Raw genomic sequence first — 26,398 nt, 5'->3', positions numbered from 1 at the left:
AATGACATTGATCATACGAAGACGAAAGCAATGCATCCGCAAACCAATGGGATCTGCGAGCGCTTCCACAAGACCATTCTGCAAGAGTTCTATCAGATCACCTTCCGCAAGAAACTGTATGCCGATATTAACGAGCTACAAAAAGATCTGGACGAATGGATTAAATATTACAACAATGAGCGAACTCATCAGGGCAAGATGTGCTGCGGCAGAACGCCAATGGCAACTTTACTTGATGGTAAAACGATCTGGGCTGAGAAGAATTTAGCTCAGATCTAAACTGGCAGACACCGGTAAAAAACGGGTAACTGTCAGATCAAGTCTGAGCTACTACACTTAATTGCTTTACAACCCGTGCTTTGAAGGTGCTGCTACTGTTTTGGGGCTGCTTTTTTAGCGGCAGCCTTTTTAGGTGCGGCTTTCTTCGCAGGTGCTTTTTTGGCTGGCGCTTTTTTAGCAGCAACTTTTTTCGCCGCTGGCTTTTTGGCCGGGGCTTTTTTTGCTGCTGCCTTTTTGGGCGCAGCTTTGGTTTTGCTGTCAAAGCTTTTTGCGGCATCTTGGGCTGCTTTGGCTAGTGCCTTAGCGCGTTGATAGTCGCCTTTAAGCTCGGCCAGTTGATTCTTGGCCATAATCATTACAGCCTTGGCGTCTAGCTCTAATTCCTTGGCACTCTCGACAGCGGAGTGTGCGCGATCAACTTGCTTTTGGATTCGGCTATCCATTTTTGCTTTGGCTTTTTTCTGCAATTCGCCAAGCTTGGCTTGTTCTGCCTTTAATTTTTCGCGGGCGCGTTCTGCCTGTGCTTTTGCCTTATCGATAGCTTTATTGGCATCCACCATTAAGCGGTCACGCAGTTGTTCAACTTTTGCTTCTAGCGATTCAATTTCTTTGCGGATCAGTGCAACGGGATCCATCTTCTTATTTGTCATATCAGCGAGCCTCGGTAAACGTGTATTTTGTATTAATCGACGAACTTCACTACTTGCAACAGCCATAACATAGCAAACTTTGCGATAATGCACAGTGAAACTTTAATTTATTAGGACGAAACAATGGATAAAACGCAAATTGATGCAATTGAGGCGGCTGTATTTCGGCGTCTATTAGCTCATTTAGATGAGCGTAAAGATGTTCAAAATATTGATCTGATGAATTTGGCGGGTTTTTGTCGCAACTGTTTGTCTAAATGGTATATGGCCGCAGCGGCGGACGAGAATCTGAGTGTCGATTACGATGCGGCACGAGAGCGCGTTTACGGTATGCCGTATTCGCAGTGGAAGGCGGAATTTCAAGGTGAAGCCAGTGCAGAACAATTAGCTGGCTTCGAAAAAAATAAACCGGAGTAATAAAGGTTTATTGGCACTGCATTGATGTTGTTATAGGCCACCGTTAGGAATAAAGCGGTTGTCGGTGTTATTGCGAATCCATAACAGCATTTCGCGGTCCAGTTTTTCGCCGCGCTTGCGCAGTACCTTATTAAGCCATATAGCAGGCGACTCTTTGCCAGCGTCCCAGCCGCTAATAAGTTTTTCGGCACGGGTGAAAAAGCGAATTAAGGCAATAATATCGTCATTGCTGAGTTCTTCTGCGGCGGCCTGCCAGTGTTCTTGAGAGACGCGCATAAAGACGCTATAGCGTTGTTGTTCATCACTTGTGAAGGGAGCTGGTAGCGCTTCTAACTGATCCTCTTGGCTTATCGCAATACAGCGTTGCAGCCACTGCGAGTCTATTGTGAGCGTGTCTTTTTCTTTTTCGGGGGTCCAGCTGCCAATGGTCATTTCTAAATTGCTCGCATTACTAACAATGCCGCCAGTATAGCGCATATTCATTAGTGACTTACGAGTGGGTATTTGATATTTTGCTGGCTATTTATACAGTTGTTTGAGTGGGGTAGTGAGTGGTGCGTTTTGCGTAAGATAATTCACTGCGACTGTGATTGCTTTTATGCCTCAGTGGAGCTGCGTGATGATCCAAGCTTACAAGGACGACCCGTTGCCGTAGGCGGTGCGGCGGATCGCAGAGGGGTAGTCGCAACATGTAATTACGAGGCTCGCGCCTTCGGTATTCATTCGGCTATGCCGACGGCGAGTGCTATGCGGCGCTGTCCAGAACTTATCGTGCTCACTCCGCGTATGGAAAAATATCGCGAGGTTGCACTGCAGATAAGAGAGATTTTTGGCCGCTACACTAGCGAAATTGAGCCGCTGTCTTTGGATGAAGCTTATCTGGATGTAAGCAACTGCAGCGATTTTCAAGGTAGCGCGACACGTATTGCGCAGGCGATTCGTCGCCAGGTAAGGGAGGAAGTAGGAATCACGATTTCTGCAGGTGTCGCGCCTAATAAGTTTTTGGCGAAGGTAGCAAGTGACTGGGATAAGCCCGATGGCTTGACGGTGATTACGCCGGCGCAAGTTGATGAGTTTGTATTGGGTTTGCCGGTTAAGAAAATTCATGGTGTTGGCAAAGTGATGGCCGCGCGAATGGCAGAGCATGAAATTTATTCCTGTGCGGATTTGAGGGTGCGCTCATTGGAGGAGCTGCTGACACTTTTCGGCAAGTTTGGCCATCAACTGTATGACTATGCGCGAGGTATAGACGAGCGCTTAGTCAAGCCGCACAGAGAGCGTAAATCATTGAGTGTTGAGACGACCTTTGCACAGGATCTTGTCGGTGTTGATGCCGCTAAAGCCGCGGTATCGGATTTATTTGTCGAGCTTGAAAAGCGTTTGATACGAGCGGGTGATAAGCGGTTTTCAGGGGCTTTTGTAAAATTGAAATCCGCAGATTTTCGACAAACAACGATTGATCGTCGACATGACGGTGAGTTGAGCTTGGCGCTTTTCGAAGGCTTGCTGGAGGGGGCCTGGCCACGGATGGCCGCAGCACTGCGTTTGATCGGGATAGGAGTGCGTTTTTCGGCAAAAGAAGAGCAAACGGAAAAGAGCGTATTGCCGTATTTTCGTGAGGAACAATTAGATTTATTTTCTGATCTTGACTGATTTTATTGGTTTTCGGTTTAGCACCAAAACGTGGGCAATAAAAAAGGGCGGTAAAACCGCCCTTATTCAGTATTTCTCAGCCTTATTGATTTGGGCTAATAACCTGTAATTCAACACGGCGATTGCGCTCACGGCCTTCGTCTGTGTTGTTGTCAGCTACTGGTCTGCTTTCGCCATAACCTTTCGCTTGTTGACGTGAACGGCTAATGCCTTTAGTCGATAAATAATTAACGACTGACTGCGCACGTTGCTGAGACAGTGTCAGGTTATAGGAATCACTGCCGACAGAGTCGGTGTGGCCCATAATGATGATGCTAACGTCAGGCTCGTTTGACAGCGACTCGGCCACTTTATCTAGAATGGTTTGTGAGTCGAGCATTAAGCGCGATTTATTGAACTCAAAGTGTACGCCTGAGAGCTCAACGGTTTGAGAAATAACACAGCCGCGCGAGTTAACTTTCAAGCCGGGTAGAGTGCCAGGACATTGGTCAATCTTGTCAGGTACGCCGTCGCCGTCGCTATCAAGTGGGCAGCCCTGCGCGTTCACTGGTACGCCACGTGGTGTATTTGGACATTGGTCGATGTCATTTGGTACGCCATCGCCGTCGTCATCAATTGAACAGCCGTTTACGTTAACCCGTGCGCCTGGTGGCGTATTGGGGCACTGATCGCGGAAGTTTGGAATACCGTCGTTGTCGCTATCCAATGGGCAGCCAGTGGAATCAACTGGAGTACCACGGGGGGTGTTGGGACACTTATCTAAGCGGTCTGGTACGCCGTCACCGTCTGAGTCGTAATTATACGGCAGTGGCTTTTCACCGAAGGGAACAGAAATACCTATTAAGACAGCGTAGGTGTAGAAATTATCGTCGTTAGGGAATAGTGGAGCTTGACGCTTGATACTATCGATCTGATAGCGCACTTCGCCACGTATCGCGACAGTATCAAGTTCATAGCTAAAACCGCCGATAAGATCGCTACCATAGTCAGACTGAGTGGCAGTGATTGTACCTGCATCATATTCTACTTCGTGGTAAGTCAAACCTACACCGATGTATGGTTGAACTGGGTCGGCATCTAGCATGAATGCGCCGCGTGGGAAGTATAAAAAGTCTAAGCCACCCGCAGTACGGCTGTAGGTGTCATCTTTAGAGTTTTTGAACTCACCATAATTAAGGTGCGTGTCGACCATAACGTAGGCGCTAATTGGCTTGCCTAGACCGATTTTACCTTGGTTGCCTGAATCAAAATCGCTTTTATCGGCAATCGTGGAGCCGATTATGCCGTGCATGCGCCAGCGATTATCAATTACCGTTTCTTCGTCGTCTGCCGCAAAAGCAGAAAAAGCGCTGCACCCTACAGCTAGAGCAAGCGTTATATTACGCATTTGACTCATCAACATATTCTCCATGTTCAAGCACATATTAAAACGCGACCTTGCGGCCGCGTTTATTCATTTTCATTAAGGTGTTGGCAGGCCAGGAATGCTCGGCAAGTCTGGTGTACCGCCTGGGAGCGTGGGAATAGCGAAGTTCCCAAATACGTCTTGGCAATCATCAAAGCTGATGCCAGTTAATTCGCTAAATGCACCCGGATTGAGGCCCAGTAAGGCATCTAGCAAAGTGCCTACTACTGTTGTTAGCGGATCTACGACGCAGGCATCAAGTCCAGTAATGACTGGGCTTAATGGAGAGCCATCTCCAAGTAATGCATTAGTTACTTGGCCAAGACCGCCGATAGGACTATCAGGGAAATTCTCGTTAATAGTAGAGAAATTACCGGTGATGAGTGCGTTAACAATTTCTTCACCTGGAATCGCACCGCCGTCATCGTTGGTGGCAAGAGCGGTGAGAATTGGATCCGCTATCGTGCTGATGGTGTAGACCAAAGGAAGTACAATACCGGGGCCTTCTAGGCCTGGGAAGTTTCCACCGAGGGTCAATACCGGTTCAAGTGTTTCACATAGCTCGTTAGAGAAAACTAGTAGGTCATCGTCAGCTGCTGGCAACACCAGAACAGTAGAGCCTTCTTGGGTAACGATATCGCCCTCAGTAAAGCCGTCGTTGTCACTGTCGATAAACGCCTGTACGCAGACAGTGCTTAGACGTAGCAGACCGCGGGACTCCAGCGAGCCTTTGGTTTGACCGCTAAAGCTTGCTGCAGGAGTACTAGATGTTTCTGGTAGGCCGGGGATTTGATCTAAACCAGGAACTTGATCGAAGCCAGGAAGTTGGTCTAGACCAGGGATTCCATCAGCGCCTGGCAAGCTAGGTGCCGCACTGGATACGCAGCTCGGTGAGGCACTTGAATTGCCAGACCAATAGCCTGATAGAGCTGAGAAAATAAGGCGTTCGCGGTTGGTTACGTCTACTAGTGGAGAGCCGTCAGCTTTTGGATTAGCTAAAAATGCTGCACTCATGTCATCTGCGCCGCTTTCAAATAGTGCGAAAGCGTAGAATCGTTGGTTGCCGCGAAGGTAGTTTTCGCCATCAGCTACGGTACCCACGAGGTCTGTGCGACCAACACATGAGAACTCGTCAATAGAAACATCGTCAGGTGAGTTGGCATTTGATGCTTGGTAAAGGTGAAGCTCAACAACCTCGTCATCAACTGCATTTATCGTACGAGTAGCCTGTACATCAGAAATTCCATCGGTATATCTAGCACGTAGAGTGGCAGTACCGTCTCCAGCAACCGCATCATCTTTAGGGTTAACTGTGGTTGTGTTGCTGTTTTGCTTGGGGCTGACGCTAAGGCGGTCAGTATTGTTTAGTTCCCAGCTCACAAATGATGCTGGGCAAGCAATGGTATCGGTGCTGTCAAAGTCTTTGAATGTACACATCGCTATGTAATCAATGCCATCGTTGAAGACATTTAAGAAAATAGTGTCAGTGTCATTTGCAGGCATTTCACCGTCGGCACGAACAATTTTGATCGCAGTGACTTCAGCGTCTACCAGTTGCAAGTTTAGCGTGTCGCTAATGACGGTTTGTTGAGCGGTGCCAAGATCATTGGTGTAAGTACCCTTAGCTACGCTGGTGCGATCAGAAACAGGTAGAGCAGCGTAAGCAGATTGGCTAACTAATGATGCATCACCATCTACCGCATCTGGACCTTCAGAGAAAATGGTAGTTGGTGTCGCAGACCAAGCTAGAACGTCTGGCCCTTTACACTGGTATTCGACAACCGGTTGTTGGTTGGGGTTTTGTGGGTTTGTATAAGTTAATTCAGCCACTAGTTGCAGGCGTTGTGCCGCTGGGACTTTAACTGTGCTGTTATCTAAGCCTTTACAGCTGCTTAGGTATTGCGTTTTAAAGAAGTTTTGGTTGCTAGAGACGCCATTACATGCATCAGCCGCTGGGTTGGCGACAGCACATACTGCGACTTTGCTTACGGTCGCAGGGATTAAATTAACGACCAATGATGCAATCTCGATAGCTCCTTCGCTTCCGCAGGGAACAGGAGCGCCTTGGGCATTAGAAACCGCTGTAATAGTTACCGATACTTGAGATTGATTTGAATCAGTAAAGGGGTTGCTTATGGTTGCAGGTGCGAATGCCGCCCCATTGGCTGGAACAACTGTTGGGCCGAAAGCAAATTTGCTATTGCTCGAGCAGAAAGTTGCATTAGCGGTGGAGTTTTCTGTTACGCCGGGCAGGCCTTGCAGGTTCTGTAAAAGCTGATAATTTGCATTAGCCTTGGCCTGAGGATTAGATGGGTTAAAGGCAATAACGGTTTGGCCGCTAATATATTTATTTCCACTAACCAGTGGTGGAACTATTGTGAATGGCTCAGTAATAGTATAAGTGGTGCCTTTAAGCGGATATTTGCCGGTAATTGTAAGGTTTTTCAGGGTGTCCGTACTGGCAAGTCTAACGGTACTAATAATATCCAATACGTCGCGAAGTTGCCCAGCGTCTCTAACCGCATCTGCAAGCTTGGCTATGGCAGGGCTGCCAATGCTTCCACCTAAAGTCCATTGGGTTCCGGCTGTAACATTAAGCTCGGGCCCTAGGTTATTCTCTACGCCGTCGGTTTGTAGTGCTAACATTCTCGCTTGAATGCTGTTGGTGCCGGTTCCAGCAAGTTGACTTCCATTAGGGAAATCAATACGGAGGGAGCTTGGATCTAAGCCGGGGCTTGGACGGTCAGGGCTGCGGGCATCACCGCCGCCACCACAGGCAACAAGCAAGCTTGCCGCCAATGTTAACGATAAGGCTAAGGTATTCGTTTTCATTTATTCCCCTCCGGGAGAGACTAGCTGAAACAGATTTGTGCGAATATTAAAATTTTAAGTATACGTAGTTTCACGGATGTTATATGTAAAAACAACACTCCATGCGTCTAAGTTCCCATGTTAGAGCTAAAAATGTGAAAATTTCTGTGAAGTAGTCATAAAAAACCGCTTTTGCCCTAAAAAAATGCAGTGATATTCGACGCTTAGGCGAATATATGCCCTCTTTTGAGGGCATGATTTTAGTCTTGGAGATACATTTCAATGGGTGGGCAGGAGCATATTAAATTTCTATCTCCAAAAACATTGTCAATTCTGTTGACGGTTGGCCAGTATTTGCCGTCGCGTAGTTGTGCCACAGGGAAACTCGCCTCTTCACGGGAATAAGGGCGATCCCAGTCGGTGACGATATCGGCAAGGGTGTGTGGTGCGTTAACGAGGGGGTTGTTGTCAGCGGGCAATTGCCCACTTTCCACGAGGCCTGCTTCGCGACGAATATGAATCATGGCTTCACAGAAGCGGTCTAGTTCGATCTTCGATTCGCTTTCTGTCGGCTCTATCATCAGCGTGCCGGGTACGGGGAAGGACATGGTCGGTGCGTGGAAGCCATAGTCCATTAAGCGTTTGGCGATGTCTTCTTCACTGATTCCCGTGCTCTCTTTGAGTGGGCGTAGGTCGATAATGCACTCGTGGGCGACGCGGTCATTGCGACCGGTGTATAGCACGGGGTAGTGCTCTTTAAGTCTTGTGGCGATGTAGTTGGCGTTGAGAATGGCGACTTGGGTTGCTTTCTTTAAACCGGCGGCACCCATTAATGAAATATACGTCCACGAGATGGGCAGTATGCCTGCGCTGCCGTAGCTTGCCGCAGACACCGTGTCGTTGTGTGCGTCAAGTCCTTCCACGGGGAATACGGGGTGGTTGGGTAAGAATGGGGCTAGGTGCGCTTTAACACCGATTGGGCCCATACCTGGTCCACCGCCACCGTGGGGTATGCAGAATGTTTTGTGCAAATTGAGGTGGGATACATCAGCACCGAATTCACCTGGAGCTGCTAAGCCAACAAGGGCATTCATATTGGCGCCATCGACGTATACCTGTCCGCCGTGTTGATGGGTGATGTTACAGATTTCACGGATACCCTCTTCAAATACCCCGTGGGTTGAGGGGTAGGTAACCATCAGCGTAGAGAGTTGTTCTGCGTGGCGTTCGGCCTTGCTGCGAAGATCGTCAATATCGACATTGCCGAGTTCGTCGCAGGCGACGATGACAACCCGCATTCCAGCCATTGCTGCGGAGGCGGGGTTGGTGCCGTGGGCTGAACTTGGTATTAGGCAGATGTCGCGGGCAAAATCACCACGGCTTTCGTGGTAGCGCTTTATTGCGAGCAAACCGGCGTACTCGCCCTGCGATCCGGCGTTCGGTTGCATTGAGAACTTGTCGTAACCGGTGCAGGCGATTAACTGCTGCTCTAATTCGTCTATTAATTGCAGGTAGCCAGCGACTTGGCTGCGCGGCGCGAATGGGTGCATATTGCCGAATTCTGGCCACGTAATTGGAATCATTTCAGTGGTGGCGTTGAGCTTCATGGTGCAGGAGCCCAATGCAATCATTGAGTGATTTAGGGCGATGTCTTTGCGCTCTAGTCGATTCATATAGCGCAGCATTTCTGTTTCTGAGCGATGCTGATGGAATACGGGATGACTTAAAAAGCTGCTCTGGCGGCGCAGATTTGTTGGAATGCCGGGTAATTCGGCAAGGCTTTCATCTAGCGCTTGGATAGACGGAAGAGCTTTATCGCCGGCGAAAATCTGCCATAGCTTCTCAATGTCGTCGGTGCTTGTTGTTTCGTCAAAGCTAATGCTGACGCTGTTGTCGCCGCGTCGGATATTAAGTAGCTCGGCTTCGGCCTTGTCGGCTAGCGCGATGCTGGCGCTCCCCGAATTAACAGTAAGGGTGTCGAAAAACGCATCATTGCTGCTGTAGCCGAGTTGCGCTAGACCGGCAGCAAAAATTCCTGTCATGCGATTGATGCGTTGCGCGATGGTTTTTAAACCGTCGGGGCCATGATAGATCGCATAAAACACGGCCATGATCGCTAGCAATGCCTGAGAGGTGCATATATTCGAGGTCGCTTTTTCGCGGCGAATATGTTGCTCGCGGGTTTGCATTGCCATACGCAGGGCTTTATTGCCACGACTGTCGATAGATACCCCAATTATGCGGCCAGGGATAGAGCGTTTATAGCTGTCGCGGGTTGCAAAGAAGGCGGCGTGGGGGCCGCCAAATCCCATGGGTACACCGAAGCGTTGTGCGCTTCCAACTACAATGTCTGCCCCTTGTTCACCAGGTGGTGTAAGGAGAATTAAACTCATAATGTCGGCGGCGACAACTGTCATTGCATCTTGGGCTTTGGCCTGGCTGGCAATGCTCGACAGTTCCGAGATGCTGCCGTCAGTCGCCGGGTACTGCAGTAGCACACCAAAGCAGGAAGTGGTGACGAGTTCAGTTTCGGCATCGCCAACAACAATTTCTAAGCCTAAAGGCAGGGCGCGGGTTTTTAGAACCGCAATAGTTTGCGGGTGACAGCGGCGATCAACAAAAAATACATCGCTTTTGTTTTTGCGTGCGGAGCGTTTGCACATGGCCATCGCTTCAGCTGCAGCGGTGGCTTCGTCCAGTAGCGAGGCATTGGCAAGTTCTAGGCCGGTGAGATCTATCACCATTTGTTGGAAGTTTAGTAGTGCCTCCAAACGGCCTTGAGCAATTTCTGGTTGGTAGGGAGTGTAGGCGGTATACCAGCCGGGGTTTTCTAAGACATTGCGCAAAATGACCGGCGGCGTAATTGTGCCGTAGTAACCCGTGCCAATAAACGAGCGAGCGACTTGGTTTTTTGCGGCGATAGTGCGCAGGCGCGCGAGGGTTGCAGATTCACTTTGCGGTGCCGGTAGCGGCATGTCGCCACGCAAGATAGATGCGGGCACGGTTTGTTGTATCAGCTCGTCTAGCGAGCTTGCGCCAACGGCTTGGAGCATGGCTGCAGTTTGTTCTTCGTTTGGGCCAATGTGGCGGCTCAAAAAATCGTCACTTTGTGAGAGGGTGGTGAGTGTATGAGTCATTCTGCGAGTTGCCTGCGTCGTCGGATTTGCGGCGCTCATTAAATCATATTTGGGCGGCCTTTTCTTTGGCAATTTTCCGCGACTAGCGTGCTTTGGAGGTCTTTAAACTTGGGTATTCGCCTTGCAAATTTCTATATTCATCGCTGTTATGGATGCGGCTGAGTTTGCGGCCGTATTACACATTATTTTTTTACGAATATTAGTGTAAATCACATGTCGATTGTATGTGTCTTAGTTGTTGAAAATACTGGTTTTTTATTGTTTTTACGGTCGATATGGCAGCTGCAGTCGTTATAAGATATTGCCATCTAACATCCTGTTTAAGAGGTTTATCTTTCCTGTGGCTGCACTGAATACTATATGGCATAAGTGGCGTGAGCTGGGTGTGCGAATGTTTGCGGTGTTTGGTCTAGGTGTGTGTGCAGCCTGTGCGCCGTATCCCTCATCTACAAGTACACAGCTTGCTTTGGAGCCGAGTCCTAAAGAGGAGCGTATTTCTTCATTGGAACTTGCCCTCGCTGACGCCTTGATCGAAATTGAAAAAATGAAAGCGCGGGAGCCTATCGCCTCTGGCGCAGATGCACTCCCTGCCATTCCGCCTAATGCCGAGACCGGCCGCTGCTATGCCAAGTTGTTAGCGCCGCCGACTTATATAGATCGAATTGAGCGCCGGATTGTTAAAGAAGCTAGTGAGCGCCGCGAGATGATTCCCGCGCGACTGGAGTGGTTTGATGAGCAGGTATTGCTTAGTGAAGAGCATGTTCGTCTTAGGCTTGTGCCAGCTACTTATAAATGGCAGGAGGAAAGAACCCAAATTGTACCCCCAAAAAGTCGTCAAGTATTGGTGACGCCTGCGCGCTATGACACGGTCGTAGAAGAGGTGATTGAGTCACCCGAGGAGTGGGTGTGGCGGCCTGGACGCGGTGATATCGAAAAGATCGATGAGGAGAGTGGGGAGATTGTGCATCAAGTCCACATTCCCACCCGCTATCGACAAATTAAAAAGCAAGTCTTAGTGGAGTCTGCTAAATACAGAAAAGTAGTTGAGCCGGCGGTCTATGAAACCGTGCGAAAAAAAGTAGTTGATGTGCCAGAGCACACCATTGAAGAGCGAATTCCCGCAGCCTACAAAACCGTGAAGGCACAGCGAGTAGTAGAGCCAGAGCGCGAAGTGATTCACTATATTGAGCCTGTATATAAAGAGTTCAATTATCGAGAGAAAGTGACCGATGCCCAATTGGCTTGGCGCATGGTGCCCTGTGAACGAGACTTAAATAAGGAGCTGGTATACAAGATTCAGCGCGCTTTACGAAAGCTCGGTTACGATACCGGTGGAATTGATGGGGTGTTGGGAAAATATACTCTCATAGCTATTCACGATTTCCAAAAGCAGCAGGGCTTGGCGACTGGGCGTTTGTCTACTGAGTCGATTAAAGCGCTCGGCGTAGAGTTTGAGTAATTTTCGCTTGTTGCGCTATTTTTAGTACCTCGGTGCTTGCCGCCAGTAATTGTGGCGGCGCACAATGACGGTATGGAAACATTAGCCACCTTGTTAACCGCCGTTCGTGATTGCGATATATGTGCGGCGAATTTACCGCTTGGCCCTCGGCCGGTAGTGCATGTGGATGCATCTGCGAGAATACTCATTATTGGGCAAGCCCCGGGAACACGAGTTCACGAGAGTGGTATTCCGTGGAATGACCCTTCCGGCGATCGTCTGCGCCAGTGGTTGAATATTGATCGGGAGCAGTTTTATTCCGATAAGCGTTTAGCCATTATGCCTATGGGTTTTTGCTATCCTGGCAAGGGGCGCTCGGGCGATTTACCTCCCCGTAAAGAATGCGCGCCGCACTGGCATGAGCGATTGCTTGCTCAAATGCCGTCGATAGAGCTGGTGCTGTTGATTGGTCAGTACGCCCAGAATTATTATTTAAACGACGCATTTAAAACCCTGACTGAGCGGGTGGAAAACCATTCAGCCGATTCTTATTTTTTCCCTTTGCCGCACCCCTCGCCCCGAAATCAGCTATGGTTAAAGCGTAATCCTTGGTTTGACGCCAAGGTCTTGCCTCGACTACGGCAGAAGGTGGGGGACATTTTGGAGACGACATGAGCAAAATGCTTGGCCCTTGGCAGCAGCTTGGTGTTAATAAGGTGTACGAGAACCCTTGGGTTCGCCTTGAGCACCACGAGGTGAAGACCCCAGCAGGTACTGATGGAATTTATGGCAAGATTTGCTTTCAGAATATAGCGGTCGGCATTATCCCAATTGATGAAGAGGCTTATACCTATCTGGTAAAGCAATACCGCTACCCTTTGGAGGAGGATAGCTGGGAAATTCCTGAGGGTGGCTGTCCATTAGGAAGTTCGCCATTAGCAACAGCGCAGCGCGAGTTGTTAGAGGAGACTGGTCTAAGTGCTGCTCAGTGGGTTAAATTGATGGATTTGCATACGTCTAATTCAGTCTCAGACGAGCGCGGCGAGGTGTTTTTAGCGAGAAACCTACTTCAGGGTGAGGCCGAATTAGAGGCGACTGAGGATATTATCGTTTGCCGATTACCCTTGGAGGAGGCAATCGAAATGGCAATGGATGGCCGAATTACTGATGCGATCAGTGTTGCAGCTTTATTCAAGGTAAAGATGTTGCTGATGAGTTTTAATGATGATGTTCAGCAGATGTTTTTTGCATTGCCAGAGGCAGTGCTGTAAATCTTTAAATCAGTATCGAGATAAACGACGAGTAAAATAAACGGTGATTGGAGAAGTATATGAAAAATGTAAACCGACAATTTCAATATCTAATGGGTGCCTTGTTAATACTGATGCTTGGCGTGACAACTCCGGCATTTGCTGAGGATGCGGCTGAGAAACCCAAGGCGTCTGAAGGGTTTACCAAGGAGGAGGTGTTAGAAAAAGCAGATTCTTTTTTTGGTGAAACCACTGCAGGCTTGGCGAAGGCGATAGAGAAAGTATTTGCTGAGCAGGGTAGCCCAAATGCAATCATTGCGGGTGAAGAAATTTCCGCAGCCTTGGGTGTTGGTGTGCGCTACGGTCAGGGTGAGGTACAGCGTTATGGTGGCGAAGTGTTGCCAATATTCTGGCAGGGGCCATCGCTTGGCTTTGATATGGGGGCAAATGCGTCAAAGGTGTTCACTTTGGTTTATCACCTTGATGATATGGAGCAATTAATGCAGCGTATTCCCGGCGTTGACGGTAGCTTTTACGTTGTGGCTGGCGTGGGTGTGAATTACCAGCAAAATGGCGAGCTTATTTTAGCGCCGATTAGAACCGGTGTTGGTTTGCGTGCTGGTGCGAGTGTTGGTTATGTTCACTATAGTGATAAAAAGTCGTGGATACCGTTCTGATTTTTTTGGAACGAGGGGACGATGCTCCCCTCGTTTTATACCTTTCTGAATCTTCTTAGTCTTCAACTTGTTCCGTTTCTGGCAATTCGCTTATCGCTTCTTTAGCGGTGTCCTTCGCTAAATGGCGGCGGTAAAGTTCGTTTAAATACAGCGTTAAATGATTCACTACGATTTGCGTGCGCAGAGAAATTGCGATTTCAAAGGCGTGTTGCGCGTCTGGTAATTCGGCGTAACTAACAGCCTGATTTGAAACCTCTTTTAGTGCGTCGTAAAGTACCCTCGACTCTTGAACGGGCACCAAGGTGTCGGCTTCGCCGTGAATAATTAAAAATGGCGGAGCATCTTTATGCACCCAGTATAGCGGTGATGCCTGACGCCATAATTCGGGTGATTCGGCGCGGGTTTTTTTAAGTACTTTGGCAGACACCCACTGACTCAGGGATTCGCTACTGCGCTGGCCCTGGCTGTTAAGAAAATCGTAAACACCGTAGAAAGGGATGCAGGCCTGAACAGTGGTATCAGCAGTTTCAAAGCCCGGCTGAAACTCTGGCGCATTAGCACTTAGGGCTAGTAAGCAGGATAAATGCCCGCCTGCCGAACCACCTGTCGCCGCGATAAATTGAGGGTTGCCACCATATTCACTGATATTTTCTTTGATCCAGTGCAGGGCGCGTTTGCAGTCGATGATATGATCTGGAAATGTAGAGCCGGGACTCAGCCGATATTCTACCGCGACGCAAACCCAGCCATTGGCTGCCATTTGGTACATAAGGGGCAGCGCCTGTTCATTTTTGCTACCAAGGTTTTCTAACCATGCGCCACCGTGCATTTGGAATAAGACGGGGGCGTTCTGGGGGAGGTCATCGCGGTGGTATATATCTACCCGCAATGAGCGGCCATCGACTTTGGAGTATTCGATATTTTTAACGCGGCGCACATTTGGCAATTTGTAAGCAAATGGTTTTGCTAGCCGCTTCGCGTCCGGCTCAATTAAGGTGGCGTTTTCGGTGTTTAGCGTTTGTTCTGGTGCTAATTGCAGGGCGTAGCGAACCGCTTGCGCCATGATGGGGTCGGCGCGTTGCGCTCTAAAGTAAAAAATGGCAATGGCGGTCCAGCTGCAAAGTGCTATCGCCAGTCCCAGTGCATCACCTAGGCCGCTTAATTCACCAAATACTACGATGAGCAGCGTAAGACCAAACTCCACTGCAATGACGTGCAGTGCCAACTCGCCCGTGATAAAGCCAAATATAAAGCTGAATACCCCGAGTAATTCGGGTGCGGATTTGTGGGGGCGGTAGACGTTCCACGCCGTCCAAGCCCAAATCAGTGATAGCAGCAGCATAGTGGATTCTCTTCTTAGTAGCGTAATCGTCGTTGGCGCCAATGATAGGCTATGTGTATGACGATCTCTAGCGGCCCTTAAGATCCTCTGTAAGACTTGTTCAGTGATCAGTTACCGTAGCGAATACCGATAATATAATAGCTTTGCGAGCCCTTTGGGGTTGTCACAATGACTTCGTCGTCCAATTGCTTGCCCAGCATGGCTTTGGCGAGGGGGGAGTCCATTGATAGTTTATATTGGCTTAAATCAAATTCATCTGGGCCGACGATACGGTATTCATATTGTTCTTCGTCGTCATTTTCGACGGTGACCCAGGCGCCGAAGTAGACTTTGTTTTGTTGCTTTGGGGTTTCTGTGACGACGGTCAGTTCCTCTAGGCGCTTGGTCAAATAGCGAACGCGGCTATCTATCTCCCTCAGCCGACGTTTGCCATATATATAATCGCCGTTCTCTGAGCGATCGCCATTTTTTGCCGCTTCATGCACGGTGGCAGTAACCTGTGGGCGTTCAACTTTCCAAAGTTGACGGAGTTCCTCGCGGAGGGCTTTTTCTCCCTCTGGAGTAATGTAGCAAGAACCTTTTGGGCGAGGCGGACGGTAGCGAGTCATGGTATGGGTGTCAGATTGTATTTATAGAGTTGAGCATAACCGTAGTGCCTTGTGAATACAGTGCTAAAAATAGGCGTAAAATGCGTGTCGCTTACGACAAATGCAGCAAATGCCACTGCTTTGCCTTAGTGTTACTCGCTTCGTTTTCTTAATATCACTGTTTGGAACGAAAGCTGGGTATGGTAGCGTAGCGTTTGTAATTAGAGGATAGCAAATGATGAAAAAATGGTTGGTAAGTTGCCTTGCTACATTCGGGTTTGCGGCAGGGGCTTATGCTGAAATTGAGTTGCAGGGCAGCTTACAACAAGGCGGTTTGATCTGGGCGACGGTGGCACCAAGTAGTAGCGTTAGCTTAGATGGTAAATCGCTACACATTGCCGACAATGGCTTATTTGTGGCCGGCTTTGACCGCGATGCAGGGCCAGTGTCGGTCTTGAAAATTTGCAATTCGACAGGTGAGTGCGCTGAGCAGCAACTCGATATTGTCCAGCGTAGCTATGATGTTCAGCGTGTAAACGGTGTACCGCAAAAAACCGTTACTCCCCCCGCGAGTGTGCTTGAGCGTATTCGTCGGGAAGGCGCATTAGTCAGCAAGGCCCGCAGCGAATTTTCCGCTAGGCAAGATTTTATCAAAGAGTTTAAATGGCCCTTGCTGGGACCTATCACGGGTGTATTCGGCAGTCAGCGTGTCTATAATGGCAGCCCTGGTCGGCCACATTATGGTTTGGATATCGCCGCACCTACCGGCACATTGGTTTCTGCGCCCATAGGTGGGGTGGTTACCTTGGCCTACCCCGATATGTTTTATTCCGGTGGCACTTTGATTATTGATCACGGTCTGGGCGTGTCCTCTACCTTTATTCATCTTAGTCGGATATTGGTAGAAGAGGGGCAGCTTGTTAAGCAGGGTGATCCCATAGCCGAGGTTGGGGCGACGGGGCGTGCGACGGGGCCGCATTTGGACTGGCGTATTAATTGGGCAGACCGCCGCCTTGATCCTGCATTGATAATTGGGCCGATGCCTGAGCATTAAGTGTTAGCGAAGTGGCGCCTATGGCGTTAAAAACAATGATTGTTGAGTGCATAAAAGCTAATGATAGATAAAAAATTACTAGAAATACTGGTTTGCCCTGTTAGCAAGGCACCATTAGATTATGATGAACAGCGCAATGAGTTAGTGTGCCGCGCCAGCGGTCTTGCCTACCCAATTCGCGACGGTATTCCCGTTATGTTGGAGTCAGAAGCACGTGTTCTGACGACGGATGAAAAACTTGGCTAGCGCTAACTCCCTGTTGGTGCAAATTTCTTGCGCTGCATAGCGGCGCAAACTGTTCAAGTCAGATACAAGTTCCCGCAATTTCGATATACTTGGCGTTTTTTCGCCACGGCTTAGGCTGTGGCGAGTGGCTGTTTAGCATGTCAATAGCCACCGACAAGAGCCCACGGAGTGAGAGAGTTTCAATGAAAAGCGCCGCCATTCGCGAAGCCTTTATTCGGTATTTTGAAAGTAAAGGACATACCCAGGTAGCCAGCAGTTCGCTAGTGCCAGGTAATGACCCCACTTTGTTGTTTACTAACGCGGGGATGGTGCAATTTAAAGATGCCTTTCTGGGTCGGGAAAAACGTAACTACGTTCGTGCGGTTAGTTCACAGCGCTGTGTGCGTGCCGGCGGTAAGCATAACGATTTAGAAAATGTGGGTTACACCGCTCGCCACCATACTTTTTTTGAAATGCTGGGCAATTTCAGTTTTGGCGATTATTTCAAGCGTGACGCAATCACATTTGCATGGGAGTTTTTGACCTCTCCTGAGTGGATGGGTATTCCCGCCGAAAAATTGTGGGTAACGGTGTATGCCGATGACGACGAGGCGTATCAGATTTGGAACGAGGAGGTAGGGGTTCCTGCTGAGCGCATGGTGCGTATTGGCGACAATAAAGGCGGCAAATACGCTTCAGATAATTTCTGGTCTATGGGCGATACCGGCCCATGCGGTCCTTGCACTGAAATTTTTTATGACCACGGCGAAGACGTGTTTGGTGGTCCTCCGGGTAGCCCAGATGAAGATGGCGATCGCTATATCGAAATTTGGAACAACGTGTTTATGCAATTTAACCGAGATGCCGACGGCACTATGACGCCGCTTCCTGCGCCCTCGGTAGACACGGGGATGGGCTTGGAGCGCATATCTGCTGTCATGCAGCATGTGCATAGCAATTACGAGATAGACCTGTTTCAAAACCTGATCGCAGCCACTGCCAGCGTCTTAAATGTGGACGATCTGGAACACACCTCGCTGCGGGTTATTGCCGACCATATTCGCTCCTGCGCATTTTTGGTGTCGGATGGGGTGATGCCATCTAACGAGGGTCGCGGTTATGTGCTGCGACGAATTATTCGCCGCGCGGCAAGGCATGGAAATAAACTCGGCGCAAACGCTGCATTTTTCCATAAATTAGTCGCACCGCTTGCCGCTGAAATGGGCGAGGCTTACCCAGAGCTGCTTGCGCGACAGGCGCAAATTGAGAAGGTGTTGCTGCAGGAAGAAGAGCAGTTCGCTAAGACTCTTGAGCAGGGTATGAAGATTCTTGAACAGGATTTAGAAAACCTCAGCGGGAGTCAAATTCCAGGCGATACCGTTTTCCGGCTGTATGACACCTACGGTTTTCCGGTTGATCTCACCGCAGATATCGCTCGTGAAAAAGGCCTGAGCCTAGATTTGGACGGTTTTGAATCTGCGATGGAAGCTCAGCGTAGCCGTGCGCGTTCAGCCTCTAATTTCAAGGTCGATTTAAGTGATGAGCTGGCTTTAGATGGCGAGACACGCTTTTCTGGCTACCAAGATCTGGCCGAATCCGGCGCGGTGACAGCCATTTTACGGGATGGTCAGCGGGTTAGCTCATTAAAAGAAGGCGATACCGGCATCATCATTTTAGACAACACGCCATTTTACGGTGAGTCTGGTGGCCAAGCAGGCGATAGTGGTTACTTAAGCGCGGAAGGTGTGCGCTTTGAAGTGCGCGACACTCAGAAATCAGGCGGTCATCACCTGCACCACGGCGTGTTATTAAGCGGTGTGCTGGCTGAGGGCGAGACACTGTTGGCTGAGGTAGATAGCAGCGTTCGTCAAGCTACGGCGTTAAACCACTCGGCGACCCATTTGCTTCATGCAGCTCTGCGTCAAGTATTGGGTGAGCACGTTACTCAGAAGGGATCGCTGGTTGATTCTCAGCGTTTGCGCTTCGACTTCTCGCATTTTGAGGCAGTGAGTAAACAAGAGCTTTCGGAAATAGAGGCGCTGGTAAACCAGCAAATCCGCTTAAATACCGCTGTTCAAACAGAGCTGATGGACATGGACGGTGCTGCAAAACGCGGAGCCATGATGCTGTTTGGTGAGAAATACGGCGACAGTGTTCGGGTGTTGAGCATGGGTGGTGATTTCTCAATAGAGCTTTGCGGCGGTACGCACGTGCAGCGTACCGGTGATATTGGTTTAATGCGTATTACTGCTGAGTCGGGCATCGCTGCAGGCGTTCGCCGGATAGAGGCTGTTACCGGCGCAGCCGCATTGGCGGTATTTGATAGCGCTGAGAATGAGCTGAGCCAATTGGCTGGTTTGCTTAAAACGGGCAGAGAAAAAATTGGCGATAAAGTTCAGCAGCTTCTTTTGCAGCAAAAGCAACTCGAGAAGGAGCTAAGTGCCTTAAAGGGCAAGTTGGCGAGTTCGGCAGGCAACGACTTGATGGCTCAGCTTGAAGAAATTAACGGAGTGAAAGTACTGGCGACCAAGCTGGACGGAGCTGACGCGAAATCACTGCGTGACACGGCTGACCAACTCAAGAATAAGCTGGGTTCTGGAGTGCTGTTGCTCGCTGCTGACGAGGGTGGAAAAGTGTCTTTAGTTGCCGGCGTCACCAAAGATATTACTGATCGCTTCAAGGCGGGTGAAATTATGAAATTGGCCGCCGAAGCGGTCGGCGGCAAGGGTGGCGGGCGTCCTGATATGGCCCAGGGTGGTGGCACGGATTGCGCCGCTATCCCCGCTGCATTGCAGGCTGTGCGGGATTATTGTCTCTCAAAGTAGAGTGATATTACGTAAATCACGTATAGCATGCATTGAGTCATTTCCTTTAAATTTGATCTGGTGTTTAATGAGCGCCCTCTGCGATGGGCGTTTATTAAGTAGAAGCGAATCATGAGTCTGATAGTTCAAAAATTTGGTGGTACCTCGGTAGGGACTGTCGAGCGAATCAAGGCCGTAGCCAAGAAGGTGGCGGCGTTTCGCGAGCAGGGGCACGACATTATTGTTGTTGTGTCGGCAATGAGCGGCGAAACTAATCGTTTAATCGATTTGGCTAAAGCCATGCAAGCTGTGCCAACCCCGCGCGAGATGGATGTGCTGGTGTCTACCGGCGAGCAGGTCACTATATCGCTGCTGTGCATGGCATTGCATGATCTAGGACAGGGGGCTAAGTCGTACACTGGAACACAGGTGCGGATATTAACTGATGAAGCGCATACCAAGGCGCGGATCAGGGATATCGACGATGCAAAAATCCGAGAAGATTTAGCCGCTGGAAATGTGGTTGTGGTTGCAGGTTTTCAGGGTGTTGATGAAAACGGCAATATTACTACCCTAGGTCGCGGTGGTTCAGATACAACCGGCGTAGCATTAGCCGCTGCTTTAAAGGCAGACGAGTGTCAAATTTACACCGATGTGGATGGCGTATATACCACGGATCCGCGGGTTGTAAGTAAAGCGCGTAGGTTGGATCGCATTACCTTTGAAGAAATGCTGGAAATGGCCAGCTTAGGATCAAAGGTTTTACAAATTCGCTCGGTGGAGTTTGCTGGAAAGTACAATGTACCTTTGCGGGTATTGCACGCTTTCCAAGACGGCCCAGGCACATTGATTAGCTTAGAGGAACAATCGGATATGGAAAACCCGGCGATTTCGGGTATTGCTTTCACCCGTGATGAAGCAAAGATAACTGTTTTAGGCGTACCTGATACCCCAGGTTTGGCTTACCAAATTCTTGGGCCGGTGAGCGACGCCAATATTGAAGTAGACGTAATTGTTCAAAACGTCGCAGAAGATAACACCACAGACCTTACTTTTACGGTAAGTCGTGGCGATATGGCAAAGACTGAAGCCATTGTGCGTAATCTGGTGAAACAAACGGGTGCGCGAGAAGTCAAAACTGATGACAAAATTGCCAAAGTGTCTTTGGTTGGCGTAGGAATGCGCTCCCATGCTGGTATTGCCAGCAAAATGTTTAAAACCTTGGCGGAGGAGTCAATCAACATTCAGTTGATTACGACATCGGAAATTAAAATTTCGGTGGTAATCGATGAGAAATATTTGGAACTAGCCGTTCGTTCGCTGCATACAGCGTTTGATTTGGATTCGGAGCCTAGTATTTAATTTTTACGCTATTTGCGCTGCTGCACATGGACTGGCACTAGGGTATGGCGATGGGCTCTTACAAGGAGATGCCATAATGTTAATTTTAACTCGTCGTATTGGTGAGACTTTAATGGTCGGTGATGAAGTGACCGTTACTGTACTTGGAGTAAAGGGCAATCAAGTTCGTTTGGGTGTTAATGCACCCAAGGATATTGCCGTTCACCGAGAAGAAATATACGACCGTATTCAAACAGAGAAGGACGGCAACAAGTAATACACTGAAAAAGACGCTCTAGGTCTTTGCTTATTTTCTCAGTGTGGTATCATGCCGCCCGATTCGTTAAACAGCGCTATGTGCTGATTAACGCTCTACTTTTTATGTGTTCCCACTTAGGGAAAGCCTAACTAGAAGAGACATCCCGGAGAGGTGGCCGAGTGGCTGAAGGCGCTCCCCTGCTAAGGGAGTATGCGGTTAATCCTGCATCGAGGGTTCGAATCCCTCCTTCTCCGCCATACAAATAAAAAAGCCCCAGTTGAAAGACTGGGGCTTTTTTATTTGTATTTTGTGTTGCGAGCAAATTCGGTTTAATGAATGCTGCTGTCCCCACGTTTGTGATGAATAGTCGAGCCTCCTATTTTCAGGGGGGGTGATGTTTTTTGCCTAGAATCTCCTTAGCTTTGGGTTTTGTTGCAGTATCTCACTCAGAAATGAAAGACCTCATTTCCTTGAGAATTAGAGCGCGGTGTTAAGTTACTGTGTATTAACGATTACGCTAACGTAATGTTCAGCCGCAATGCTCGACCTTTACTTGGGACAGTGCTACTTTTTCGGCCAGCTATACAATGCCTGTGTTGGTGTTGTGATGTGCTTTATAAATAGATGAATTGTGCTGACATACGGCTAATTTTATGCACAGCAGCGGCTACACATCTTAATCTTTGAGTTGCATAGGGAAATATTATGAGCAGGCGGATGTTGATTATGCTGCTGCTGAGCGCGGTGTTGTTTGGCGGCGTATTTGGCATGAAGTGGTTTGGCAATAAGAAAATGAATGAGTTTCTTAATGCCATGCCTGCGCCTGCGGTTACAGTGTCCAGCATCAAAGCCCAAGAAATGACCTGGGAGAATCGCCTGGAGTCAGTGGGGAGTTTGGTGGCGGTGAATGGTGCCGACCTTACTGCAGAGGTAGACGGCGTTGTTACCAATATTTACTTTGATTCTGGCGACACCGTAAAGCGCGGTGATCTGCTACTTAGTTTGGCGTCGGCAAGTGAGCAGGGCGAGTTAAAGCGCTTGCAGGCACAGGCTGAGTTGGCGGAATTAAACCGCAAGCGCAGTGAACAGCTATTCCAGCGGAAAACCATCTCGAAATCCGAATATGATACCGCCGTAGCTGAAACCAATGTTGCTGTAGCAGCGGTGCAAGCGCAAAAAGGCCGCTTAGAGCAGAAATCGATTAAAGCCCCTTTTGACGGTCAGCTTGGTATTCGACGCGTGAATGTCGGCCAGTATTTAGGTGTTGGTGTCGCCATTGCAACATTGCAAAAGCTTGATCCTATTGATGTCGACTTCTCATTGCCTGAACGTTATTTGTCGATTTTAAACACCGACCTCAAAGTGTCTGTCAAAGTCGATGCATATGGTGACGAAGTGTATGAAGGGCAGGTGCAGGCTATTGAGCCTAAAATTGACCCTCAGACGCGCAATGTCGATGTGAGGGCGCGCTTAGCCAATCCAGACGGCAAACTCAAGCCAGGTTTGTTTGCGACAGTTGTTATTAGTCTAGCAAGCAGCGACGCGGTGGTAGTGATTCCACGTTCCTCGGTGAATTACACATCTTATGGAAACTCGGTATTTGCTGTTCAAAAGAACCCTGATGCTGGGCCGCCGCCAGAAGAGCCAAACCCAATGATGGGTCCCTATACGGACCTCGAGGTGATTCAACGCTTTGTTACCCTCGGTGAAGCCCGCGGTGACTATATTGCCGTGAGTGAAGGCCTAAGTGAGGGCGACGAGATCGCTAGCACTGGGCTGCTTAAACTGCGTAACAAGCAGCCAGTCATAGTCGACAATAGTAATGCTCCTAAGCCTGAGTTAGATCCACACCCCCCCGAAGGGTAAGCGGTGTTTTGCGACGCCGTGAGATTTTGCACGGTAAAGATCTGGCGATATACGCGAGAGTTAGCTGAGAGAAGCGATGAATTTCACTGATATTTTTGTAAAACGCCCAGTACTGGCTGTAGTTGTCAGCTTGGTTATTTTGTTTTTGGGGCTGCGCGCGGCGATGGAGCTTACCGTGCGTGAATACCCAGAGCTACAAAACGCCCAAATCACGGTGTCTGTTGTTTATCCCGGTGCGGATCCTCAGTTGATAGAAGGTTTTATCACGACACCACTTGAGCGTGAAATTGCCTCTGCCGACGGCATTGATTTTCTTACCTCTCAGTCCGTTCAGAGTAGCTCTATCATCACCGTAAATTTGCGCTTAGACAAAGATGCAAATGAGGCCTTAACGGAAATCTCCGCCAAAGTCAGTAAGCTGCGTAATCAACTACCGGAGGGCTCAGAAGACCCGATTATTCAGTTGGCAGACGGGAATTCTACCGCTGCCATGTATATTTCATTTTTCTCTGAGCAGCTCAGCGAAAGTCAAATAACCGATTATTTGGTTCGTGTTGTTGAGCCAGAGATATCGGCTATCGCAGGTATCGAAAAGGCGCAGATCCTCGGCGCCAAGAATTACGCCATGAGGGTGTGGCTTAAACCAGAGAAACTGGTGGCATATAACTTAACCGCCAGTGAAGTGTTTGCCGAAATTCGCAAGCAGAATGTCTTGTCGGCAGTGGGTATTACCAACGGTAATTACGTAAAACTAGGCTTATCGGCAGCAACGGACCTGCGGGATGTCGACGAATTCCGGCAAATGGTTGTCAGCTCAAATGGTGACACTCTGGTTCGCTTGCAAGATGTGGCGAATGTTGTTTTAGGCGCTGATGACTACGATACCAGTGCATACTGGGATGGGCAGGCTGGCGTATTTATTGGTCTAACGGTACGGCCAAATGCCAATCTACTTGAAGTAATGACCGAAGTTAGAAAAGTATTGCCTGGAATATTTAAAGCCTTACCCGAGGGGCTAGAGGGTGAAATTGGTTTTGACAGCACGGTGTATGTCAGTAATGCGATAAGTGACGTAAAAACAACTTTAGTAGAAGCCGTCATTATTGTTGTTGTAGTAATTTTCTTATTCCTTGGCTCGGTTAGAAGCTCATTAATTCCGGCAGTAACCGTCCCTTTGTCCTTGGTTGGTGCCTTGTTTTTAATGTATGGCATGGGATTTTCAATCAACCTCCTAACCTTGCTAGCCATGGTGTTGGCAATCGGTATGGTTGTCGATGATGCAATTATCGTTTTAGAAAATATCCACCGACATATAGAAGAGGGTTTAGAGCCGCAAAAAGCTGCCTTAATTGGCGCCCGTGAGTTAGTTGGCCCCGTTATATCAATGACCATAACCCTTGTCGCGGTCTATGCGCCGATTGGGTTCTTAACCGGTATCACCGGCACCTTGTTTACTGAGTTTGCGTTTACCTTGGCCGGCGCCGTATTGATATCTGGTGTTATTGCGCTGACCTTAACACCCATGATGTGTGCCAAAATTTTGAAGCCCTCCCATGACGGAGAGTCAGGCAGCCGTCTGGTACATTTTTTGGACGAACGATTTGAGCATTGGCGGCAGGTATACCGCGAAAAGCTTCACGGCGCTTTAAATCAACGCCACGTTATTGGTGTTTTCGGTCTCATCGTTTTTATTTCCTGCTACTTTTTGTTTGTATCAACCCAGTCAGAGTTGGCACCAGCGGAGGATTTCGGTTTTGCTGGCTCGCTCCATGAAACCGACGGCTATTCATCCAAGGAATATTTGAATCAGTACTTTAAGCAAAGTCAGGAAATTCCACTTACCAATGACTCCATAGATCATGTCTTTGCCTTTAGTACCAATGTAGGTGGTGGTACCAACACTGCATTTGAGGGGATGATTGCAAAGCAGTGGGATGAGCGTGAGAAAACCATGACTCAAATTACTGATGAGATAAACGCAGAGTTCCAAAAAATTGCAGGTATTAGAGCGGCTATTTTTCAGCCGCCACCGTTACCTACGCCGGGTCAGGGCTATCCCGTATCCTTCGTTTTGAAGTCAACCGCAGATCCGCAAACCATCGCTGATGTTGGAGCGGCGATAGTATCGCGAGCCCTCGCTAGCAACCGATTCTTTTTTGTTGCTCCTGATCTAAGTATCGACAGACCAGAAGCGGTGATTGATATTAATCGCGATAAGGCGGCCTTGCTCGGAATCGATATGGATGTTTTAAGCACTGATCTAGCCGCGATGATGGCGGGTGCAGAGGTTAATCGATTTGCTTTGCAAGGTCGCTCTTATAAGGTAATTACTCAGGTGACCCGCGATGCTCGGTTAAACCCAGAACAGCTGGGTTCATTTTACGTGCGTACGGGCAGCGGTGACCTAGTGCCCTTGTCGACGATCGCAACGATTAGCGAACGGGTCGTGCCGCGTTTTCTATCGCACGCCCAGCAGTTGCGTTCAAACACCATTGTTGCTGTACCGCGCCCTGACGTATCGCAGGGCGAGGCACTTGCTCTGTTAGAAGACATTGCGCGGGAAGAAATGCCAGCCGGATTTAAAATCGATTACGCTGGGACTTCTCGGCAGTTTAAGCAAGAGGGCTCAGCGCTGCTGACGACCTTTGGGTTTGCCCTAATTATTATTTATTTGGTGCTAGCGGCGCAGTTTGAGTCCTACCGTGACCCATTAATTATTCTTGTTACCGTGCCTATGTCGATTTGTGGCGCCTTGCTTACCTTGAACATTTTTGCGATGACCAACGGTATGCAGCTCACTAATTTCTCTGGCATGACCTTGAATATTTATACCCAAGTAGGCTTGGTAACCTTGATTGGGGTTATTTCCAAACACGGGATACTGATAGTTGATTTTGCAAACCGCTTACAGGAGCAGGGCTTGTCAAAGCGCGATGCAATTGAAGAAGCGGCATCGATTCGCTTGCGGCCAATTTTGATGACAACTGCGGCACTTGTCGTCGCTATGATTCCCTTGTTATTGGCTAGTGGTCCCGGGGCTGCCTCACGATTCTCCTTGGGGATGGTGATTGCCTCTGGAATGAGCATTGGCACCTTGTTTACCCTTTTTGTCGTGCCGGCAATGTACCTCTATTTGGGTCGAGACCATCACTGTTTGCCAGCGGTAGCGGCCACAGCAGAGTAGACTGCGCTAATTACTGGTG

21 protein-coding genes and 1 tRNA gene are annotated in these 26,398 nt (G+C 48.9%); 15 read left to right on the top strand and 7 right to left on the bottom strand.

The window, feature by feature from the left end:
* A partial coding sequence (locus tag C0068_RS17730) for an integrase core domain-containing protein (RefSeq protein WP_146047867.1) occupies window positions 1-279 on the top strand: 279 nt, incomplete at its 5' end.
* A 92-nt stretch (window positions 280-371) separates the two neighbouring features.
* On the opposite strand, the gene C0068_RS19490 is transcribed toward C0068_RS17730, so the two are convergent.
* Window positions 372-929, bottom strand: a complete 558-nt coding sequence (locus C0068_RS19490) for a hypothetical protein (protein WP_146047923.1) — start codon at window positions 927-929, stop codon at window positions 372-374.
* A 123-nt stretch (window positions 930-1,052) separates the two neighbouring features.
* On the opposite strand from C0068_RS19490, the gene C0068_RS17720 reads away from it, so the two are divergent.
* Window positions 1,053-1,346, top strand: a complete 294-nt coding sequence (locus C0068_RS17720) for a DUF1244 domain-containing protein (RefSeq protein WP_103685810.1) — start codon at window positions 1,053-1,055, stop codon at window positions 1,344-1,346.
* A 30-nt stretch (window positions 1,347-1,376) separates the two neighbouring features.
* Here C0068_RS17720 and C0068_RS17715 read toward each other — a convergent pair whose 3' ends face one another.
* Entirely contained in the window at window positions 1,377-1,829 is a 453-nt protein-coding gene (locus C0068_RS17715) for a hypothetical protein (RefSeq protein ID WP_103685809.1), read from the bottom strand.
* A 78-nt stretch (window positions 1,830-1,907) separates the two neighbouring features.
* Here C0068_RS17715 and dinB point away from each other — a divergent pair, with 78 nt between their 5' ends.
* A complete protein-coding gene (gene dinB / locus C0068_RS17710; protein ID WP_103685819.1) occupies window positions 1,908-2,999 on the top strand; it encodes a DNA polymerase IV in 1,092 nt (363 codons plus the stop codon).
* A gap of 82 nt (window positions 3,000-3,081) precedes the next feature.
* Here the strand turns inward: dinB and C0068_RS17705 are convergent, their stop codons facing one another.
* From C0068_RS17705 to gcvP, 3 genes are all read right to left on the bottom strand, one after another.
* Complete coding sequence (locus C0068_RS17705) at window positions 3,082-4,395, bottom strand: OmpA family protein (RefSeq protein WP_158250023.1); 1,314 nt, start codon at window positions 4,393-4,395, stop codon at window positions 3,082-3,084.
* A gap of 66 nt (window positions 4,396-4,461) precedes the next feature.
* Window positions 4,462-7,236: a hypothetical protein gene (locus tag C0068_RS17700; RefSeq protein ID WP_103685807.1), complete on the bottom strand. Its 2,775-nt coding sequence runs from the start codon at window positions 7,234-7,236 to the stop codon at window positions 4,462-4,464.
* Window positions 7,237-7,475: 239 nt separating this feature from the next.
* A complete protein-coding gene (gene gcvP / locus C0068_RS17695; protein WP_103685806.1) occupies window positions 7,476-10,352 on the bottom strand; it encodes an aminomethyl-transferring glycine dehydrogenase in 2,877 nt (958 codons plus the stop codon).
* Window positions 10,353-10,692: 340 nt separating this feature from the next.
* On the opposite strand from gcvP, the gene C0068_RS17690 reads away from it, so the two are divergent.
* The 4 genes from C0068_RS17690 (at window position 10,693) to C0068_RS17675 (ending at window position 13,717) form a co-directional block, all read left to right on the top strand.
* Window positions 10,693-11,811 (top strand): peptidoglycan-binding domain-containing protein, encoded by a 1,119-nt coding sequence (locus C0068_RS17690; RefSeq protein ID WP_146047922.1) that lies wholly within the window; start codon window positions 10,693-10,695, stop codon window positions 11,809-11,811.
* Between the two features lie 72 nt (window positions 11,812-11,883).
* A complete protein-coding gene (locus tag C0068_RS17685) occupies window positions 11,884-12,465 on the top strand; it encodes a uracil-DNA glycosylase family protein (protein ID WP_103685818.1) in 582 nt (193 codons plus the stop codon).
* Window positions 12,462-13,061 (top strand): NUDIX domain-containing protein, encoded by a 600-nt coding sequence (locus C0068_RS17680; protein WP_103685804.1) that lies wholly within the window; start codon window positions 12,462-12,464, stop codon window positions 13,059-13,061. Before C0068_RS17685 ends, C0068_RS17680 begins: the two co-directional genes overlap by 4 nt.
* A 59-nt stretch (window positions 13,062-13,120) precedes the next feature.
* Entirely contained in the window at window positions 13,121-13,717 is a 597-nt protein-coding gene (locus tag C0068_RS17675; protein WP_103685803.1) for a DUF1134 domain-containing protein, read from the top strand.
* 55 nt (window positions 13,718-13,772) lie between these two features.
* Here the strand turns inward: C0068_RS17675 and C0068_RS17670 are convergent, their stop codons facing one another.
* A complete protein-coding gene (locus C0068_RS17670; protein WP_103685802.1) occupies window positions 13,773-15,059 on the bottom strand; it encodes an alpha/beta hydrolase in 1,287 nt (428 codons plus the stop codon).
* Between the two features lie 107 nt (window positions 15,060-15,166).
* Entirely contained in the window at window positions 15,167-15,667 is a 501-nt protein-coding gene (greB, locus tag C0068_RS17665) for a transcription elongation factor GreB (RefSeq protein ID WP_103685801.1), read from the bottom strand.
* A gap of 214 nt (window positions 15,668-15,881) precedes the next feature.
* Here greB and C0068_RS17660 point away from each other — a divergent pair, with 214 nt between their 5' ends.
* From C0068_RS17660 to C0068_RS17625, 8 genes are all read left to right on the top strand, one after another.
* On the top strand, window positions 15,882-16,700 hold the full coding sequence (locus C0068_RS17660; RefSeq protein ID WP_103685800.1) for a M23 family metallopeptidase: 819 nt from the start codon (window positions 15,882-15,884) through the stop codon (window positions 16,698-16,700).
* Window positions 16,701-16,760: 60 nt separating this feature from the next.
* On the top strand, window positions 16,761-16,946 hold the full coding sequence (locus tag C0068_RS17655; RefSeq protein WP_103685799.1) for a Trm112 family protein: 186 nt from the start codon (window positions 16,761-16,763) through the stop codon (window positions 16,944-16,946).
* Between the two features lie 182 nt (window positions 16,947-17,128).
* Complete coding sequence (gene alaS, locus C0068_RS17650) at window positions 17,129-19,750, top strand: alanine--tRNA ligase (protein WP_103685798.1); 2,622 nt, start codon at window positions 17,129-17,131, stop codon at window positions 19,748-19,750.
* A gap of 111 nt (window positions 19,751-19,861) precedes the next feature.
* Window positions 19,862-21,091 carry an aspartate kinase gene (locus tag C0068_RS17645; RefSeq protein ID WP_103685797.1) on the top strand — a complete coding sequence of 410 codons (1,230 nt, stop codon included), beginning with the start codon at window positions 19,862-19,864 and terminating at the stop codon, window positions 21,089-21,091.
* Window positions 21,092-21,167: 76 nt separating this feature from the next.
* Window positions 21,168-21,347 carry a carbon storage regulator CsrA gene (csrA, locus tag C0068_RS17640; RefSeq protein ID WP_103685796.1) on the top strand — a complete coding sequence of 60 codons (180 nt, stop codon included), beginning with the start codon at window positions 21,168-21,170 and terminating at the stop codon, window positions 21,345-21,347.
* Window positions 21,348-21,494: 147 nt separating this feature from the next.
* Window positions 21,495-21,586: transfer RNA gene (locus C0068_RS17635), tRNA-Ser, on the top strand.
* 448 nt (window positions 21,587-22,034) lie between these two features.
* Complete coding sequence (locus C0068_RS17630) at window positions 22,035-23,195, top strand: efflux RND transporter periplasmic adaptor subunit (protein ID WP_233208859.1); 1,161 nt, start codon at window positions 22,035-22,037, stop codon at window positions 23,193-23,195.
* Window positions 23,196-23,271: 76 nt separating this feature from the next.
* Window positions 23,272-26,379 (top strand): efflux RND transporter permease subunit, encoded by a 3,108-nt coding sequence (locus C0068_RS17625; protein WP_103685795.1) that lies wholly within the window; start codon window positions 23,272-23,274, stop codon window positions 26,377-26,379.
* Window positions 26,380-26,398: the final 19 nt, after the last annotated feature.

The sequence above is a fragment of the Zhongshania marina genome, from assembly GCF_002915595.1.
Lineage (GTDB): Bacteria > Pseudomonadota > Gammaproteobacteria > Pseudomonadales > Spongiibacteraceae > Spongiibacter > Spongiibacter marinus_B.
Note: the sequence above shows the minus strand (reverse complement) of the source record. Positions and strands in the feature narration are given on the sequence as shown.